This window comes from Kitasatospora sp. NPDC088783 (assembly GCF_044750705.1).
Classification (GTDB): domain Bacteria; phylum Actinomycetota; class Actinomycetes; order Streptomycetales; family Streptomycetaceae; genus Kitasatospora; species Kitasatospora fiedleri.
In genome coordinates this window covers 22096-37786 of the sequence record NZ_JBIVKJ010000006.1, presented here as the reverse complement: position 1 = coordinate 37786, position 15691 = coordinate 22096, and the positions used below count along the sequence as shown (strand labels likewise).

The 15691-nt window shown below is 75.0% G+C and carries 14 protein-coding genes; 7 read left to right on the top strand and 7 right to left on the bottom strand.

Annotated elements, in window-relative coordinates; translation table 11 throughout:
- Positions 1–39: 39 nt before the first annotated feature.
- From ACIP60_RS18450 to asnB, 5 genes are all read left to right on the top strand, one after another.
- Positions 40–756, top strand: a complete 717-nt coding sequence (locus ACIP60_RS18450) for an HAD family hydrolase (protein ID WP_400685496.1) — start codon at positions 40–42, stop codon at positions 754–756.
- A complete protein-coding gene (locus ACIP60_RS18445) occupies positions 753–2063 on the top strand; it encodes a glycosyltransferase (RefSeq protein ID WP_400685493.1) in 1311 nt (436 codons plus the stop codon). Before ACIP60_RS18450 ends, ACIP60_RS18445 begins: the two co-directional genes overlap by 4 nt.
- A complete protein-coding gene (locus tag ACIP60_RS18440; protein WP_400685490.1) occupies positions 2060–2716 on the top strand; it encodes a hypothetical protein in 657 nt (218 codons plus the stop codon). The genes ACIP60_RS18445 and ACIP60_RS18440 overlap by 4 nt, the downstream gene beginning before the upstream one ends.
- Complete coding sequence (locus ACIP60_RS18435) at positions 2713–3684, top strand: ATP-grasp domain-containing protein (protein WP_400685487.1); 972 nt, start codon at positions 2713–2715, stop codon at positions 3682–3684. The genes ACIP60_RS18440 and ACIP60_RS18435 overlap by 4 nt, the downstream gene beginning before the upstream one ends.
- A 304-nt stretch (positions 3685–3988) precedes the next feature.
- On the top strand, positions 3989–5842 hold the full coding sequence (asnB, locus tag ACIP60_RS18430) for an asparagine synthase (glutamine-hydrolyzing) (RefSeq protein WP_400685484.1): 1854 nt from the start codon (positions 3989–3991) through the stop codon (positions 5840–5842).
- A 94-nt stretch (positions 5843–5936) separates the two neighbouring features.
- Here the strand turns inward: asnB and ACIP60_RS18425 are convergent, their stop codons facing one another.
- Complete coding sequence (locus ACIP60_RS18425; RefSeq protein ID WP_400685481.1) at positions 5937–6722, bottom strand: beta-glucanase; 786 nt, start codon at positions 6720–6722, stop codon at positions 5937–5939.
- A gap of 233 nt (positions 6723–6955) precedes the next feature.
- Between ACIP60_RS18425 and ACIP60_RS18420 the strand changes: the two genes are divergently transcribed.
- Positions 6956–7999 carry a potassium channel family protein gene (locus ACIP60_RS18420; RefSeq protein ID WP_400685478.1) on the top strand — a complete coding sequence of 348 codons (1044 nt, stop codon included), beginning with the start codon at positions 6956–6958 and terminating at the stop codon, positions 7997–7999.
- Positions 8000–8015: 16 nt separating this feature from the next.
- Here ACIP60_RS18420 and ACIP60_RS18415 read toward each other — a convergent pair whose 3' ends face one another.
- Complete coding sequence (locus ACIP60_RS18415; RefSeq protein WP_400685475.1) at positions 8016–10943, bottom strand: FAD-binding and (Fe-S)-binding domain-containing protein; 2928 nt, start codon at positions 10941–10943, stop codon at positions 8016–8018.
- Between the two features lie 598 nt (positions 10944–11541).
- Here ACIP60_RS18415 and ACIP60_RS18410 point away from each other — a divergent pair.
- Entirely contained in the window at positions 11542–12714 is a 1173-nt protein-coding gene (locus ACIP60_RS18410; RefSeq protein WP_400685472.1) for a magnesium and cobalt transport protein CorA, read from the top strand.
- A gap of 78 nt (positions 12715–12792) precedes the next feature.
- On the opposite strand, the gene ACIP60_RS18405 is transcribed toward ACIP60_RS18410, so the two are convergent.
- The 5 genes from ACIP60_RS18405 to ACIP60_RS18385 are packed head-to-tail and all read right to left on the bottom strand — an operon-like array spanning position 12793 to position 15686.
- Positions 12793–13563: a hypothetical protein gene (locus tag ACIP60_RS18405; protein ID WP_400685469.1), complete on the bottom strand. Its 771-nt coding sequence runs from the start codon at positions 13561–13563 to the stop codon at positions 12793–12795.
- Positions 13560–13868, bottom strand: a complete 309-nt coding sequence (locus tag ACIP60_RS18400) for a helix-turn-helix domain-containing protein (protein WP_400685466.1) — start codon at positions 13866–13868, stop codon at positions 13560–13562. The genes ACIP60_RS18405 and ACIP60_RS18400 overlap by 4 nt, the downstream gene beginning before the upstream one ends.
- A complete protein-coding gene (locus ACIP60_RS18395) occupies positions 13865–14617 on the bottom strand; it encodes a hypothetical protein (RefSeq protein ID WP_400685464.1) in 753 nt (250 codons plus the stop codon). The genes ACIP60_RS18400 and ACIP60_RS18395 overlap by 4 nt, the downstream gene beginning before the upstream one ends.
- Positions 14617–14880 carry a hypothetical protein gene (locus ACIP60_RS18390; protein WP_400685461.1) on the bottom strand — a complete coding sequence of 88 codons (264 nt, stop codon included), beginning with the start codon at positions 14878–14880 and terminating at the stop codon, positions 14617–14619. Before ACIP60_RS18390 ends, ACIP60_RS18395 begins: the two co-directional genes overlap by 1 nt.
- Positions 14881–14897: 17 nt before the next feature.
- The gene (locus tag ACIP60_RS18385; protein WP_400685458.1) at positions 14898–15686 is read right to left on the bottom strand and encodes a hypothetical protein; all 789 of its coding nucleotides are present in this window, start codon (positions 15684–15686) and stop codon (positions 14898–14900) included.
- Positions 15687–15691: the final 5 nt, after the last annotated feature.

The window sequence follows — 15691 nt, the reverse complement described above, 5'->3', positions numbered from 1 at the left end:
GCGGGCTCCGGCGCGGGGACTGCGCGTTCCGGTACGGCGGTGGCGGGTTCCGGTACGGGGACGGCGGCCTCCGGCGCGGGGGCGCGCTGCCGGGGCGTCCTGCTCGACCTCGACGACACCCTCTACCCGCAGGCGCAGTTCCTCGCCGCCGCCTGGGACGCGGTCGCGCAGGCCGCCCCCGCCGCGCTGCGCCCGGCCCTGCGCGCCGCGCTGGCCGAGGTGTCCGCGCAGGGCAGCGACCGGGGGCGGATCGTCGACCGGGCCCTGGAGCGGGTCGGCGGGTACGAGGCCCGGACGGCGGCCGAACTCGTGGACGTGTTCCGGGAGTTCCGGCCGGTGCGGCTCGACCCGTACCCCGGCGTCACCGAACGGCTGGCCCGGCTCGCCGCGGCCGTCCCGCTGGTGGTGCTCACCGACGGCAACCCGGCCCAGCAGCGCGCCAAACTCGTCGCCACCGGCCTCGCCCCGCTGCTCCCGCACGTGGTGTGCACCGACGAACTGCCCGGCGGGCGGGCCGCCCGCAAGCCCGCCCCCGACGGCTTCCGGCAGGCGCTGGCACTGCTCGGGTGCGCGCCCGGCGAGGCGCTGATGGTCGGCGACCGGCCCGACAAGGACGTCGCGGGCGCGGCCCGGCTGGGCATCCCGGTGCTCCGGGTCCGGCAGGGCGAGTACCGCCGACGGGCGGACCAAGGAAGCGAGTCGGCGTCCTTCGGGACGGTCGCGGAGGCGCTCGACGCCGTACGGGAGGCGCTGTGAAACGGGCGCGGTGGGCGCTCTCGGCGGTGGTGGCGGTGGCGGCGGCCGGGCTGCTGTGGTGGCGCCCGGCCTGGGCGCACCACGCGCTGGCCGGCTTCCTCGCCGGGGTGTTCGGGCTCTACCTGTTGCGGCACCTGGTGCTGCTCGCCGGGGCGCTGCACGCTCCGGCCCGACCGGCCGACGAGCAGGGCGAGTTGCCGAGCGTCACGGTGCTGGTGCCCTGCCACAACGAGGCCAGGGTGGTGGACGGGCTGACCCGCGCGCTGGCCGCCCTCGACTACCCCGCCGACCGGCTGGACGTGGTCTTCGTCGACGACCGCTCCGCCGACGACACCGGCACCCTGCTGGAGCGCGCCGCCGAGGCGCACCCCCGCTGGCGGGTGCTGCGCCGGGCCGCGGGCGCCGTCGGCGGGAAGTCCGCCGCGCTGAACGAGGCGCTGGAACTGGTGCGCGGCGAGATCACCGTCGTCTTCGACGCCGACCACCAGCCCGAACCCGGCTGCCTGCGGGCCCTGGTACGGGCCTTCGACGACCCCGGCACCGGCGCCGCGCAGGGGCGCTGCGTGGTGCGCAACCCCGGCGACAGCCTGATCGCCCGCCTGGTCGCCGTCGACTACCTGTGCGGCTACCTGGTCAACATGGCCGGCCGGCGCAGCGCCTTCGGCCTGCCCGCGTACGGCGGCGCGAACTGCGCGGTGCGCACCTCGGTGCTGCGCGAACTCGGCGGCTGGAACGTCGACTCCGTCACCGAGGACACCGACCTGACCGTCCGGGTCTGGCTCTCCGGCCGCCGGGTCGGCTACGCGGAGGACGCCGTCGACACCGAACTCGCCGTCACCACGCTGCGCGGCTACTGGCGCCAGCGCTACCGCTGGGCGCGCGGCCACCAGCAGGTCTGCGCCGACCACCGGGACGCGCTGCTGCGCTCCCGGCACCTGGGCGCCCTCGGCAAGGTGGAGGCCCTGCTGTTCCTGTACCTCTACCACGTGCCGGTGCTGTGCGCCGTCGCCCTGCTGCTGGCGGGCGTCGAAGCCTCCTGGCCCGGACTGGCGCTCACCGTGCCGCTGTGGCCGGTCGCCCCGCTGATGCTGGCCGGACCGGTGCTGGAGATCGGCGGCGGACTCGTCCGGGCCGGGACGCGGCGGCGGGAGGTCTTCCTGCTGCTGCTGTTCCCCGCGCTGTTCGTGCTCTCCATGCTGCTGTGCACCCGGGCCCTGATCGACCGGCGGGTCGGCTCCGCGTACTCCTGGGTCAAGACCGAGCGGACCGCGGCCGCCCCCAACGCGGCGATCGGGGCCCGGCTGTGAGGCTCCCGACCTTCCCCGGGGCGGCGCGCCCGTCCCGGCCCCGCCCGGCGGTCGGCCCGGCCCGGCCGCTGGCCCCGCTGCTGCGGGTCCTGGCGGTCATCGCCACCACCCTCGCCCTCGGCCACTGGGCGGCCGGGCCGGTCACCCGGGCGGAGGCGGCGGCGACCGGGACGGTGGCCCGCTGGTGCGGGCTGTCGATGGTCCGCCAACTGCCCGGCACCGACCTGGTGCACGGCTTCCACGGGTACCAGCCGTTCTTCATCCGGATCACCCCGTCCTGTTCGGCGCTCACCGTCGTGGCGGCCTGCGCGGGCGTCTCGCTGCTGATCCTCGGCGGGACGTGGCGCCAGCGGCTGGTCGGGGCGGTCGCGGCGGCGGCGCTGTTCGCCACCGCGAACCTGGCGCGGCTGGTGGCCGTGCTTTGGGTGGGCCAGGACTACGGCATCCCCACCATGGTCGGCTTCCACGACTGGGGCGGCACCCTGTGGTCCTACCTGATGCTGCTGCTGGCCGTGCTGCTGATGGTCGCGCTGCGGATCGGACGCCGCCCGCGGCGGCCGGGCGGGCCGGGCGGGGCGGGCGGGGCGGGCGGGGCGGACAGGACGAACGGGACGGACAGGGCGGACGAGACGGACGAGGTGGAGGAGCGATGACGGTGCGGGTGCTGGTGACCGGGGGCGGCGGGCCCGCCGGGGTGGTGCTGGCGCGGGAGGCGGCCCGGGCCGGCCTGGTGCCGGTGGTGGGCGACGCGGACCCGCACGGGGTGGGCCTGCACCTGGGCCACGAGGGCGTGCTGCTGCCGGCGGCCGGCGAGGCGGACTTCGCGCAGCGGCTGCTGGCGACCGCGGTCGAGCGGCGGTGCGACGCGCTGGTGGTGACGGTGGGCGAGGAGCTGGAGCAACTGGCCGGACGGGAGCGGGAGTTCGCGGACAAGGGCGTCGCGGCCTGGTTTCCCGCCCCGGAGACGGTCACCGCCTGCCTGGACAAGTGGGCCTTCGCCGGGGCCGTCGAGGGCATCCCCGCCCCGGGGACGTCGCTCGGCGGGCCGGGCGAGCTGCCCGGCCCGTGGATCGTCAAACCGCGGCGCGGGCGCGGCTCGCGGGACGTCCACGCGGTGCACGACCCGGCGGACTTCCCGACCCTGCTGCGCCGCGTCCCCGAGCCGATCGTGCAGACCCTGCTGCCGGGACGGGAGTTCACCGCGGACTGCCTGATCGGCCGGGACGGCACCGTGCACGCCGCCGTGCCGCGCTGGCGGACCCAGGTGCGCGGCGGCATCGCCACCCGCGGGACGACGTTCGCGGACCCGCGGGTGGACGTCCTGGTGGCGGAGCTGACCGGGGCGCTGGGCCTGACCGGCCTGGTCAACGTCCAGGGCTTCCTGGCGGAGGACGGCCCGGCCCGGGTGGTGGAGGTCAACCCGCGCTGCTCGGGCGGCCTGCCGATCTCGCTGGCGGCGGGCGCGGACCTGGTCGGCCAGTACCTGCGGCTGCTGCGCGGCGAGCCGGTCCGGCCGGAGGCGCTGCGCTGGACGGCCGGGGTGACGACGGCGCGCAGCTTCACCGAGCACCGGGTGTCGGCACCGGCACCGGCACCGGTGTCGGCGTCGGCGTCGGCCTGACGCCCGCTCGGGCGGCCCGGGGGCGGGTTCGGGCCAGATGCGGGGGTGGGCGAACGGACCGGCTCCCCGGGCGGGGCGGGCCCGGGACGGCGGCAGGAGCGGCGACGGGGGTGGTGGCGGGGGTGATGGCGGGGGGTGGTGAGGGGGTGGCCCGAACTGTGCGTACATGACCAACTTTTGGTTGTCGAATGCACCCACCGGGCCTAGCGTCGGGGCGCCGGTGCGGCCGTACGGGAGACGGCCCCGCCCCGCCACCACCGGGACGGCACGGCACCGGCCTCTTCGAGGAAGGGCCACCCCTCGCATGTGCGGGATCACCGGATGGGTCTCGTTCGACCGGGACCTGAGCACGGAGCACGCCACCCTCGCCGCGATGACGCAGACCATGGCCTGCCGCGGACCGGACGCCTCGGGCGTCTGGCTGGACACCCACGTCGGCCTCGGACACCGCCGGCTCGCCGTCATCGACCTCGACGGCGGACGCCAGCCGATGACCGCCGAGCACGACGGCCGCACCGTGCTGGTCACCACCTACAGCGGCGAGATCTACAACTACCGAGAGCTGCGCGCCGAGCTGAAGGCCCGCGGCCACGCCTTCCGGACCGCGAGCGACACCGAGGTCGCCCTGCACGCCTACCTGGAGTGGGGCGAGGCGTTCACCGAGCACCTCAACGGCATGTACGCCTTCGCGCTGTGGGACCCGCGCGCCGAGGAACTGCTGCTGGTGCGCGACCGGATGGGCATCAAACCGCTCTACTACCGGCCCACCCCCGACGGCGTCCTGTTCGGCTCCGAACCCAAGGCGATCCTCGCCCACCCCGAGGTCCGCGCCGTGGTCGACGCCGAGGGCCTGGCCGAACTGCTGGCCTTCACCAAGACCCCCGGCCACGCCGTCTACCGCGGCATGCGCGAACTCAAGCCCGGCCACACCCTGCGGGTGCGCCGCGAAGGACTGATCGAACGCCGCTACTGGGCGCTGGAGTCGTCCGAGCACACCGACGACCTGCCCACCACCATCGCCACCGTCCGCGAACTGCTCGACGACATCGTCGCCCGCCAACTGATCGCCGACGTCCCGCTCTGCACCCTGCTCTCCGGCGGCCTCGACTCCTCGGTGATCACCGCGCTCGCCGCCCGCGGCCTGGCCGCCGCCGGACGGGGACCGGTCCGCTCCTTCGCCGTCGACTTCACCGGCCAGGCCGAGAACTTCGTCCCCGACGAACTGCGCGCCACCCCCGACGGCCCCTACGCGCACGCCCTGGCCGCCCACGTCGGCTCCGCGCACCGCGACATCGTGCTGGACACCGCCGACCTGATGGAACGCCGCCACCGCGACGCCGTCCTGGCCGCCCGCGACCTGCCGGTCGGCCTCGGCGAGGCCGACACCTCGCTCTACCTGCTGTTCAAGGCGATCCGCGAACAGTCCACCGTCGCGCTGTCCGGCGAGTCCGCCGACGAGGTGTTCGGCGGCTACCTGTGGTTCCACGACCCGCAGGCCGTCGCCCACGACGGCTTCCCCTGGATCCACACCCTCACCAGGGGATTCGGCGGCGGCACCGCCACCCTCGGGCCGCAGTCGCTGCTCGCCCCCGGCCTGCTCGCCCGGCTCGACCTCCCCGGCTACCGGGACGCCCGCTACCGCGAAGCCCTGGCCGCCGTGCCCCGGCTGGCCGGGGAGAGCGGCCACGAACGCCGGATGCGGGAGATCAGCCACCTGCACCTGACCCGGTTCGTGCAGATCCTGCTGGACCGCAAGGACCGCGCCTCGATGGCCGTCGGCCTGGAGGTCCGCGTCCCGTTCTGCGACCACCGGCTGGTCCAGTACGTCTTCAACACCCCCTGGGCGATGAAGACCTTCGACGGCCGGGAGAAGTCCCTGCTGCGCGCCGCCGCCCGCGACGTGCTGCCCGAGGCGGTCGCCCAGCGGGTCAAGAGCCCCTACCCCTCCACCCAGGACCCGCGCTACGGCGAGGCGCTGCGCGGCGAACTGCGCGACCTGCTGGCCGACCGGAACGCCCCCGGCCGCGACCTGCTCGACCTGACCGCCGCGGTGGACGCCGTCGCCGACGCGCCCGGACGGGACCTGCGCAACGCGGGCGAGGTGGTGCTGCTGCTCGACGGGTGGCTGCGCCGCTACCGGGTGTCGCTGGAGCTGTAGGGCGCGACCGCCGCGGTACGGCGGGGCCCCGTCGCGTTGTGACGGGGCCCCGCCGCCGGGTTCCTGGCCGCGCTGCCGGGCTGACGGGGTGGGGTCAGTGCGGGCGGCGGACGGTCAGGTCCCGGCAGCGCCAGGAGAGCCGGCCGCTGTTGGCGCGGGGACTGCGGTGGCCCCAACGGCCGCCCGCGACCGACAGGTTGACGATGATCCAGGCCCGCCAGCCGGAGCCGACGCCCCGGCCGTCGGCGTACACCTCACGGCCGTCCAGCTCCCAGCGGACCGAGTCGGGGCCGAACAGGCAGGCGAGGGTGAACCACCGGCCCGGCGTCACCAGGTCGTCCAGGTAGGCCGGGTCGCCGGGGCGGACGTGGTTGCTCAGCTCCAGCATCCGCGGGTGGCCGTCGTGGTACTCCATCACGTCCACCTCCCCGTGGCCGGGCTGCGACCGGCCGGGGGCGACGTCCCGCCCCCAGGTCCAGATCGCGGGCCAGACGCCCTGGTCGGCCGTCACCTGGCAGCGGGCCTCCAGCCGGTCCCCGGTCCGCAGTTCGAACCCGCCCGCGGTGCCCTCGGTGGTCACCAGCGGCGTCCGCCAGCTGCGCGCGTTCTCCCGCACCGCGGTGAAGCGGTCCCCGTCCGGGCCGTAGCCGGGCACCAGGTGGTCGAGCTTGTTGTCGTCCGGGTTCCGCCCGCCCCGCGGGTACGCGGAGGAGGCGCCGGCCGCCCACTGGGAACGGTCCGAGAACGGCGCGTTGAACACGACCGGTGCCTGTGCGGGGCCGGCCGGCTGCGGCACGGCGGCCTGCTGCGGGACGGTGGGCTGGTCGGCGGTCGGCTGCGAGTCGGTGGGCTGCGGTTCGGCCGGGGGAGGGGTGCTCACTCGTTCACGCTCCGGTGGTGCGTCAGGTTCGGGCAACCCAGGGCATTCCCGGCCAAAACCTTCCCGCACCCTCACCCGACCGGCGCACGGAGGCAAGCCGCCGAGCCCGCGCACGCCCCTGCCGTCCGCTCATATGACGGTACGTCCGGTGAGCGTCCCCGCCGACGGGACCGATGGCGCCGGTGGGCGGCGGAGCGTTCGCCGGGCCGGGCCGGTCGGCGCAGACTCGGAACGTGAGCGAAGTGGGCGGTGGTGGCGGGGAGGAACGGTGGCGGGCACGGTTGCGGACCCCGCGGCGGGTGCGCGGGCCGCTACGGACGATCCTGGGGCGGCTGCTGCTCGGGCTGGGCATCCTGGTGCTGGCCGCCGCCGTGGTGTTCGTCGGCCGCGGCGGCTACCGGGACTCCACCGGGCGGCCGGTCGACTGGCCGACCAGCTTCTACTACGCCGCAGTGACGCTGACCACGATCGGCTACGGCGACGTGGTGCCGGTCAGCGGGACGGCCCGGCTGGTCAACACCGCGGTCATCACCCCGCTGCGGCTGGGGTTCCTGCTGATCCTGGTCGGGACGACGTTCCGGGCGCTGACCGAGCGCACCCGCGCGGAGTGGCGCGAGCAGAAGTGGAGGCGCTCGGTGCGCGGACACACCGTGGTGGTCGGGTACGGGACCAAGGGCCGGGCGGCGGTGGCGACCCTGCGCGCCCGCGACGTGCCGCCCCGGGCGATCGTGGTGGTGGACACCAGCCCGGCGGCGGTGGACGAGGCCAACCGGCACGGCCTGGCGGGCATCGTCGGCGACGGCACCCGGGCCGAGATCCTCGACCGGGCCGAGCTCGGCAAGGCCGGGCACGTGCTGATCGCCACCACCCGGGACGACACCGCGGTGCTCGCCGCGCTGACCGCCCGTCGGATGAACCCCGCCGCCGTCATCACCGCCTCGGTCGCCCGGGCCGAGAACGCCCCGCTGCTGCGCGAGGGCGGTGCCGACAACGTCATCACCTCCTCGGCCGCGGCCGGGCACCTGCTGGGGGTCGCCTCGCTCAACCCGACCGTGGGCACCGTGCTGGAGGACCTGCTCTCGGCGGGCCTCGGCCTGGAGGTCGCCGAGCGCCCGCCCACCGTCGCCGAGACCGGGCAGTCCCCCGACCGGGTGCGCGAACCCCTGCTGGCGGTGGTCCGCGACGGCAGCCCGCTGCGCTACAACGACCCGCGGATCGGCGCGATCCGCCCCGAGGACCGGCTGATCGTCGCCCGCGAGGCCGTCCACCGCCCGTAGCCCGGCCGACGGGGGATCAGTCGGCCGGGCGGGTGGCCTGTTCCAGGGCGATCAGGACGGAGCGGTAGGTGCGGCCGGTGACGTGGTCCATGCCGATCTCGCACGTCCGGTTGGCGCTCAGGTGGGCGTCGAAGTCCCGGGCGAGGACCTCGGCGGCCTCGTGCCGGGTCGCGGCGGCGGTCAGCTCCTCGTGCAGCATGCCGCGGTCGCCCGCGAAGCCGCAGCACTCGGCGTACACCGGGGTGACCACCTCCGCGCTGACGGCCCCGGCGACGGCGGCCAGGTCGCCGACCACGTCCAGGTGGCGCATCGAGCAGGTGGGGTGCAGGACGGCGCTGGTCAGCGGGGCGGTGACGGTGAGGCGGGGGAGCAGGCCGGCGGCCCAGGTGGTGGAGTCGACGACGGTGAGCCGGGCGTGGCGCTCCCGGTTGCGCGCGTCGAGGTACGGCAGGACCTCCTCGGCGATGCCGAGCGTGCAGGAGGAGGCGTCGACCACCAGCGGCAGCTCGCCGTGGCCGGTCCACTCCCAGGCCCGTTCGACGATCCGGTTCGCCATCAGGGCGTTGCCCTCGACGTAGCCCTTGGAGTGCCAGATGGTCGCGCAGCACGTCCCGGGCAGGTCGGCGGGGATCCACACCGGCCGCCCGGCCCGCCGGGAGACCTCGACCAGGGCCTGCGGCAGCGAGGCGTGCCGCCCGTCGCCGGAGGAGTCGAAGATCCGGTTCACGCAGGCCACGTAGTAGACGGCGGCGGCCCGCTCGCGCGGCCCGGTGGGCGGCAGCGCCTTCGCCGCCCCGGACGGGATCTCCGGCAGCCAGGCCGGGACGAGGTCGGGGCGGACGGCGGCGCGGGCCAGGCCGGTGGCGCCCGCCAGCAGCGGGTCGGGCAGGTGGGCGGCGGCGGTCAACCCGGTGCGGGCGGCGGCCTCCAGCAGGGCGAAGCGGTCGGCGGCCGTCCGCGCGCCGCGCTCCTCGAAGGCCGAGTGCCGCCGGTGCCGGAAGTCCTTCATCAGCGCGCCGGTGTCGATGCCGACCGGGCAGGCCAGCTTGCAGGTGGAGTCGCCCGCGCAGGTGTCGACCGCGTCGTAGCCGTACGAGTCGAGCAGTTCGTCCAGCACCCTGGAGCCCTCGTCCTGGCGGGTCATCTCGCGGCGCAGCACGATCCGCTGGCGCGGCGAGGTGGTCAGGTCGTGGCTGGGGCAGACGGCCTCGCAGAAGCCGCACTCGATGCAGGGGTCGGCGACCGCCTCGACCGGCGGGATGGACTTGAGCCCCTTGAGGTGGATCTCCGGGTCGCGGCTGAGCACCACGCCGGGGGCGAGGACCCCGTGCGGGTCGAACAGCTCCTTGATCCGCCACATCAGGGCGGTGGCCCGCTCGCCCCACTCGAGCGCCAGGTACGGCGCGAGGTTGCGCCCGGTGGCGTGCTCGGCCTTCAGCGCGCCGTCGAAGCGCTCGACCGTCATGGTGCAGAAGGCGTCCATGAACGCGGCGTAGCGGCGGACGTCCTCGGGGCGGGAGGCGTCGAAGGTGAGCAGGAAGTGCAGGTTGCCGTGCGCGGCGTGCCCGGAGACGGCGGCGTCGAAGCCGTGCGCGGCCTGGAGTTCGAGCAGCGCCGCGCACGCCTCGGCCAGCCGGGCGGGCGGGACGGCGAAGTCCTCGGTGATCAGCGTGGTGCCGGGCGGCCGGGCCTTGCCGACGGCCGTCACGAACGCCTCCCGGGCGTGCCAGTACCCGGCGGCGACGGCCCGGTCCCGGGTGAAGCCGTTGGTCGCGGAGTCGACCGGCCGGACCAGGGCGAGCTGTTCGACGGTGCGCCGGGCGGCCTCCTCGTACCCGGCCAGCGCCTCCTCGTCCGGGGCGCGGAACTCCACCAGCAGGGCGGTCACCTCGCGCGGGACCCGGGCCCAGTCGTCCGGGACGCCCGGCACGGAGGCCAGCGCGCGCAGCGTGTTGCCGTCCATCAGCTCGACGGCGCGGGCGCCCAGCGCGGTGAAGCCGGGGACGGCCGCGGCGGCGTCCGCCAGGGCGGGGAAGAACAGCAGCGCCGTCGTGGCGCGGCGCTCCAGCGGCACCGTCTCGAAGACCGTGTCGGCGATGAAGCCCAGCGTGCCCTCGGAGCCGACCACCAGGCCGCGCAGCACCTCGACCGGGGTGGCGCCGTCCAGCAGCGCGTCCAGCCGGTAGCCGTTGGTGTTCTTCAGCTCGTACTTGGCCCGGATCCGGGCCACCAGGGCGGGGTCCGCCTCGACCTCCCGCTTGAGCGCCGCCAGGCCCGCGTGGAGCGCCGGTTCGGCCTCCCGCAGCCGGGCGTCGGCGTCCGCCGCGCCGGTGTCCACGACGGTGCCGGACGGCAGCACGAAGGTCACCTCGGACAGCAGCCGGTAGGAGTTGCGGGTGGTGCCCGCCGTCATCCCGCACGCGTTGTTGGCGACCACGCCGCCCACGGTGGCCACCCGCCCGCTGGCCGGGTCCGGCCCCAGCAGCCGGCCGTGCCGGGCCAGCGCCGCGTTCGCCCGCAGCACCGTGGTGCCCGGCGCGATCCGGGCGCGCACGCCGTCCGGCAGCATCCGGGCGCCGGTCCACGCGCGGCGGACGTCCACCAGGATGTCCTCGCCCTGCGCCTGCCCGTTCAGCGACGTCCCGGCGGCCCGGAACACCAGCGTGCGGCCGTTGCGGTGCGCGTAGCCGAACACCGCGGCCACGTCCTGGACCGTCTCGGCGACCACCACCACCTGCGGCACGAAGCGGTACGGGCTCGCGTCGGAGGCGTACTTCACCAGGTCCGACACCTTGCTGAGCACCTTCGCCTCGCCCAGCAGGCCCACCAGGCCCGCCCGCAGCGGCTCCGGGGTGCCGGCGGCCAGCGCGTCCGGGACCTTGTCGGGCGCGTCCAACAGGCTCGCGGGGCGCAGCAGTTGCGGGGACGGGACGAAGAGCGGCACGGCCGGGTCCTTCTCGCGCGGGTCCGGGGAGGCGGCGGGACCGGGACGCCGGCGGGGCCGGGACGCGGGCGGCGCGCGCGTCGCGCGGACCGTCCGGCCACCCGCGGACCGGTCGCGCGGACCGTCCGACCACCCGCCGTGCCCAGCGTGGCACCTCGGACGCCCGGAACGGCCGTGCGACGCGCGCGGGCGATTCGGGACGGGCGTGCGGGGCGGGCGCTTCCGGCGGTGTTCCCGCGCAGGCGGGCGGCGGGCGGGCGGCGCGGGCGGGCGGCGCGGGTGGGCGGCGGGCGGGGCCGACGGGGCTACACTGGGCCGCGGTCGTGACGCCCCCGGGCGTCCGGAGCGTCAGGAGGTGAGAGCAGTGGAGTGCAGTAGTCCGGGTCGAAGTCGGCCCCGCTCCGGGACGTTCTCATCCGCTCCTGGCCCCCGGCACCACCGCCCGCGCCCGCGCCGCGCCGCCCGCTGAACCCCCGCGTTCACGCCCGGCCCCGCCCCGCGCCCGCGTGCGGCCGCCACCGGGGCCCGCCGCCCCGCCCGCCCGTCCGCGTCCGCGTCCGTCCGGGCCCGGCGGCACCAGAACCGTGGAGGTACCGCCGTGTCCGACTGGCGTGTGCGCGCCGTGCGCGCGAGCAAGCGACCCTTCAGCCGTCCCGCCCCGCGGCCCGCCGACCGCACCGCGGCCCCCGAGCACTCGATGGACCCGCGCTCCGAACAGCACCCCCACTCCGACGAACCCGTCTCGCTGGAACGCTCCGTCGTCGACGCCGCCGTCTACCGCGACGGCCGCCGGATAGAGACACCCACCAGCCTCGCCGAGATCTACCGCGAACTCCCCGGCAAGCCCGGCACCATGGCCTGGATCGGCCTCTACCGCCCCGCCGAGGCCCAACTCGTCGAAGCCGCCGAGAAGTTCGACCTCCACGAGCTCGCCCTCGAGGACGCCATCGTCGCCCACCAGCGCCCCAAGCTGGAACGCTACGGCGACACCCTGTTCGTCGTGCTGCGCGCCGCCCGCTACCTCGACGACGTCGAGGAGGTCGACTTCGGCGAGATCCACCTCTTCGTCGGCCCCGACTTCGTCCTCACCGTCCGGCACTCCCAGTCGCCCGACATCTCCATGGTCCGCAGCCGCCTCGAAGCCGACCCCGAACTGCTCGCCCTCGGCCCCGAAGCCGTCCTCTACGCCGTCCTGGACGCCGTCGTCGACGGCTACGCCCCCGTCATCGCCGGACTCCAGCACGACATCGACGAGATCGAGACCGAGGTCTTCGGCGGCGACCCCGAGGTCTCCCGCCGCATCTACGAACTCTCGCGCGAGGTCATCGAGTTCCAGCGCGCCACCGGCCCCCTGCTGGAGATCCTCCGCGCCCTCGAGGGCGGCTTCCAGAAGTACGGCACCGACGAGGAACTCCAGCGCTACCTGCGCGACGTCGCCGACCACGCCACCTACGCCGCCGAACGCGTCGACGGCTTCCGCCAGATGCTCCAGAACATCCTCACCGTCAACGCCACCCTGGTCTCCCAGCGCCAGAACGAGGAGATGAAGCAGCTCGCCGAGGCCGGCCACGCCCAGAACGACGAGATCAAGAAGATCTCCTCCTGGGCCGCCATCCTCTTCGCCCCCACCCTCATCGGCACCGTCTACGGCATGAACTTCGACGAGATGCCGGAACTCCACTGGATGTTCGGCTACCCCTTCGCGATCGGCCTGATGGGCGTGGTCTGCGTCAGCCTCTACCTGATCTTCAAGCGCCGCAACTGGCTGTAGCAGCACGCCGGTTGCGGCTATCGGCGCATCGGCGAGCGGTACCCGGGCTCCGGAGCCCGGGTACCGCCCGGAGTGAATTCACTCAAGGGTTTTCTCGATCAGGGTGCGGGCCTTGTCGGCCCATTCGCCTATGTACGCGCCGACGGAGAGCATCAGTTTCACAGCGGAGGACATGTCCTTCACCGGTTTGCGCAGGTGGCGGCTCAGGAGAGTCATGCCGTCAGCAGCCGTGCCGAAGGAGCTGATCTGCGACAGCCCGATCCGGGACGCCTCCTCCAGGGCGACGAGCTGTTCCAGGAATTCCAGACTGCCCTCGTCGCGCTCCTTGGGCGGGGTGTTTTCGATGAGGCTCAACGCGGCTCGCATTCCGCTGTCGAGGGCTGTCATCCGGGTCGCGAACTCCTGGGCGGCGGCGTGCATTTCACCGGCCGGGGTGCTGAGCGTGCTCGAGAACCGGGCCACCGACGCGAGACACGCGCTCATCGGGGCGTTGGCCTGGGTGAGGACGAGCAACTCGCTGCTGTTCTGCTCGGTGACCGTTCCGATGGTCTCGATCGCCTGCGTGATCAGGTCCATCTGCCGGGTCATCTCGTCCAGTCCGTCCTCGATGACGTGCCGACAGACCTGCTCGGTGATGTCGCCGGCGTGCGCGATGCCGTCCGCCCGGACGGCGACGAAGCCGTGCTTCTCGCAGGCGGGCGCGATCACCTTCTCGAAGACAGTGAGGTGGTGCTCGTAGGCGTCGAGTTCGGGGCTTCCGTGCTTCGCGTACGGGTTGCCGATGGGGCCGATGACGAAGCACGACCGGGGGCGGTCGAGTTCCTGGGAGGTGGGCTGCGGCGCGTTCACGAGGGTTCCTCCGTCTCACTGGTGTAGAGGTCGTCGAGCCAGGCGGCGTGTGCGGCGCCGGCTTCCAGGTCGGCCGTGTAGACCGGGCGCTCCTCGATCCCGAGGGCGCGCAGCAGGTCGGCGGTGGCGATGCGGTAGCGGCGGCCGAGCCGGAGCACGGGGCAGGGGAAGGTGCCCCGGCGGATGAGCCGGTACGCCGTGCCGGGGCAGACGCCGACGGCGCGGGCCGCGGTGCGCACGTCGATGCTCAGGGGCAGGTCGAAGGCCTCGGCGAATCCCATGGGCGGGCCGGACCGGGCGTTCATCGCCGGCCTGCCGCAGGGTGCAGCGTCAGGGTGCCGAGGAGTTCTTCCTCCTGGTGGCGGCGGGCGCGGAAGACCAGCTCGGACAGTCCCGCGCCGTGCGCGAGCGCACCGAGCCGCTCGCCCTCCACCCGGCGCCGGGACTCGGTGAAGCGGATGGTGGCGAACAGCCCGGTGGGATGCGCCGGGGGTGAGACGTGCAGTTCCCACGTACCGGGTCGCCGCTGGTGCTCCTCTGCCGGGGGCAGCGTGTTGCGGGCCCGGGCGAAGCGGGCGACATCCACCACGGGTACTTCCCTCCGGGCCCGGACGGCGTAGTTCCACATCCGGTTCACCGCCGTCCGGATCAGGTGCCCGCCGGTGTTCGTGGTGTCGGGGCCCGAGGTGTCGAGGGCGGTGAGCACGCCGAGCACGGCTTCCGCCTCCAGGTCGGTGCGTTCGACCCGCAACTGGTGCAGGATCCGGTGAAGGCTCCGGTTCACGCCGGGTATGGCCAGCCAGACGGCGAGAAGGCGGTGCGTGCCGGCGGCGTCCCGGGGCTCGTACCGGGCCTCTGCGGCGGTCTGCCGCCAGATCGCCGTCCACAGGGCCTCGTCGCGGTGCGGTCCGTACAGGGCGCTCTTGCACTCCTCCGGGGAGAGCCGCACCTCACGGTGGCCGACGTCCACCGTGAGGTGCGGTCGGCTGCTGTCGGGCATGGCGCGGAGCGCCCGGTTGACCAGGGTGAAGACGCGGGGATCGTTCCAGGACATCATTCCTCTTCTCCGGCCGGGACCCGGCCGATGGACGACAGTGCCGCGGCGGCCCGTTCGCAGGCGCGGGCGAAGGAGCGGAACGCGGTGCCCAGGGCGGCGCGGCGCACCGCCCAGGCCGGGCCGGTCGCGTCCGGTCGGTGCCCGGGCGGGCCGACCGCGGCGGCGATCGGGTGGATGTGGATGTCGCCGTACACCGCGTGACCCACGTTCACCCCGTAGTCCGCCCACTGGGCGGCGACGTCCGGGTGGGGCCGAGCCACGGCGTCCTGGGAGGCCGTCACCGGGGGACCCGGGAGCTGTCAGGGGCGGGCGGGGGCGCTCCGACGGTGAGGCCGCCGTTCACGTCCCGGCCGACGGCGACCCCGTGGCGCACGTGCTGGAAGAGTGAGGTCAGCCGGGTGGCGGAGCCCTCGGGCGCGGGCCGCGGTTCGGGCGGCCCCTCCAGGAACGGCCGCATCTCGTCGGGGCCGTGGCCGGGTACCCGGATCCAGCCGTACCCGCCGAACTCCTTGACCCGCACGTGGGCGCGCAGGTACTGAGCCGGGTCGAGCCCGGGGCGGCCGGAGCGCACGGTGTCCTGGAACAGCCGGTCCGACACGATGACGGCGAGGTCGGCCGAGGTGAGGGCGGCCAGGACGGCTTTCAGCTGCGGCGCGTTGACGTACCGTGCCACGGCGACCGGGGCCGGCCCGGCGTGGCCGAGGGCGGCACTGGTGGCGACGCCGGTGTCGAGCGCCAGCCGCAACCGGATCCGCGGGGCGGCCGGACGGCTGTTGAGGGTGCCGAGACGGGCCGCCAGGTGGTGGACGAACGGCCCCAGCAGGGCGGGTTCCGGCGTCGTCTCGGGGAGGACCGCGAACTCCAGGTCGCCCTGCGGCTGGCGTTCCCAGGCCGTGCGGTCCAGCCCGGAGAGCCGGGCCGCCTCGTCCAGCAGCCGGACCAGGTCCGCCTGGACGGCGGACTGGGCCCGGGTGTCGAGGCGGCTGTAGTGCTCCATGTCGGCGGCCAGGCACAGCCGGCGGGGCGGGAATCCGTCCGGAGGACGGAGGGAGAGGGTGTCTGTCACGGCAA

Excerpts from the sequence above, each read along its gene's own strand:
- ACIP60_RS18435 (WP_400685487.1), top strand. The coding sequence starts at position 2,713 with ATGACGGTGCGGGTGCTGGTGACCGGGGGCGGCGGGCCCGCCGGGGTG.
- asnB (WP_400685484.1), top strand. The coding sequence starts at position 3,989 with ATGTGCGGGATCACCGGATGGGTCTCGTTCGACCGGGACCTGAGCACG.
- ACIP60_RS18400 (WP_400685466.1), bottom strand. The coding sequence starts at position 13,868 with ATGAACGCCCGGTCCGGCCCGCCCATGGGATTCGCCGAGGCCTTCGAC.
- ACIP60_RS18395 (WP_400685464.1), bottom strand. The coding sequence starts at position 14,617 with ATGTCCTGGAACGATCCCCGCGTCTTCACCCTGGTCAACCGGGCGCTC.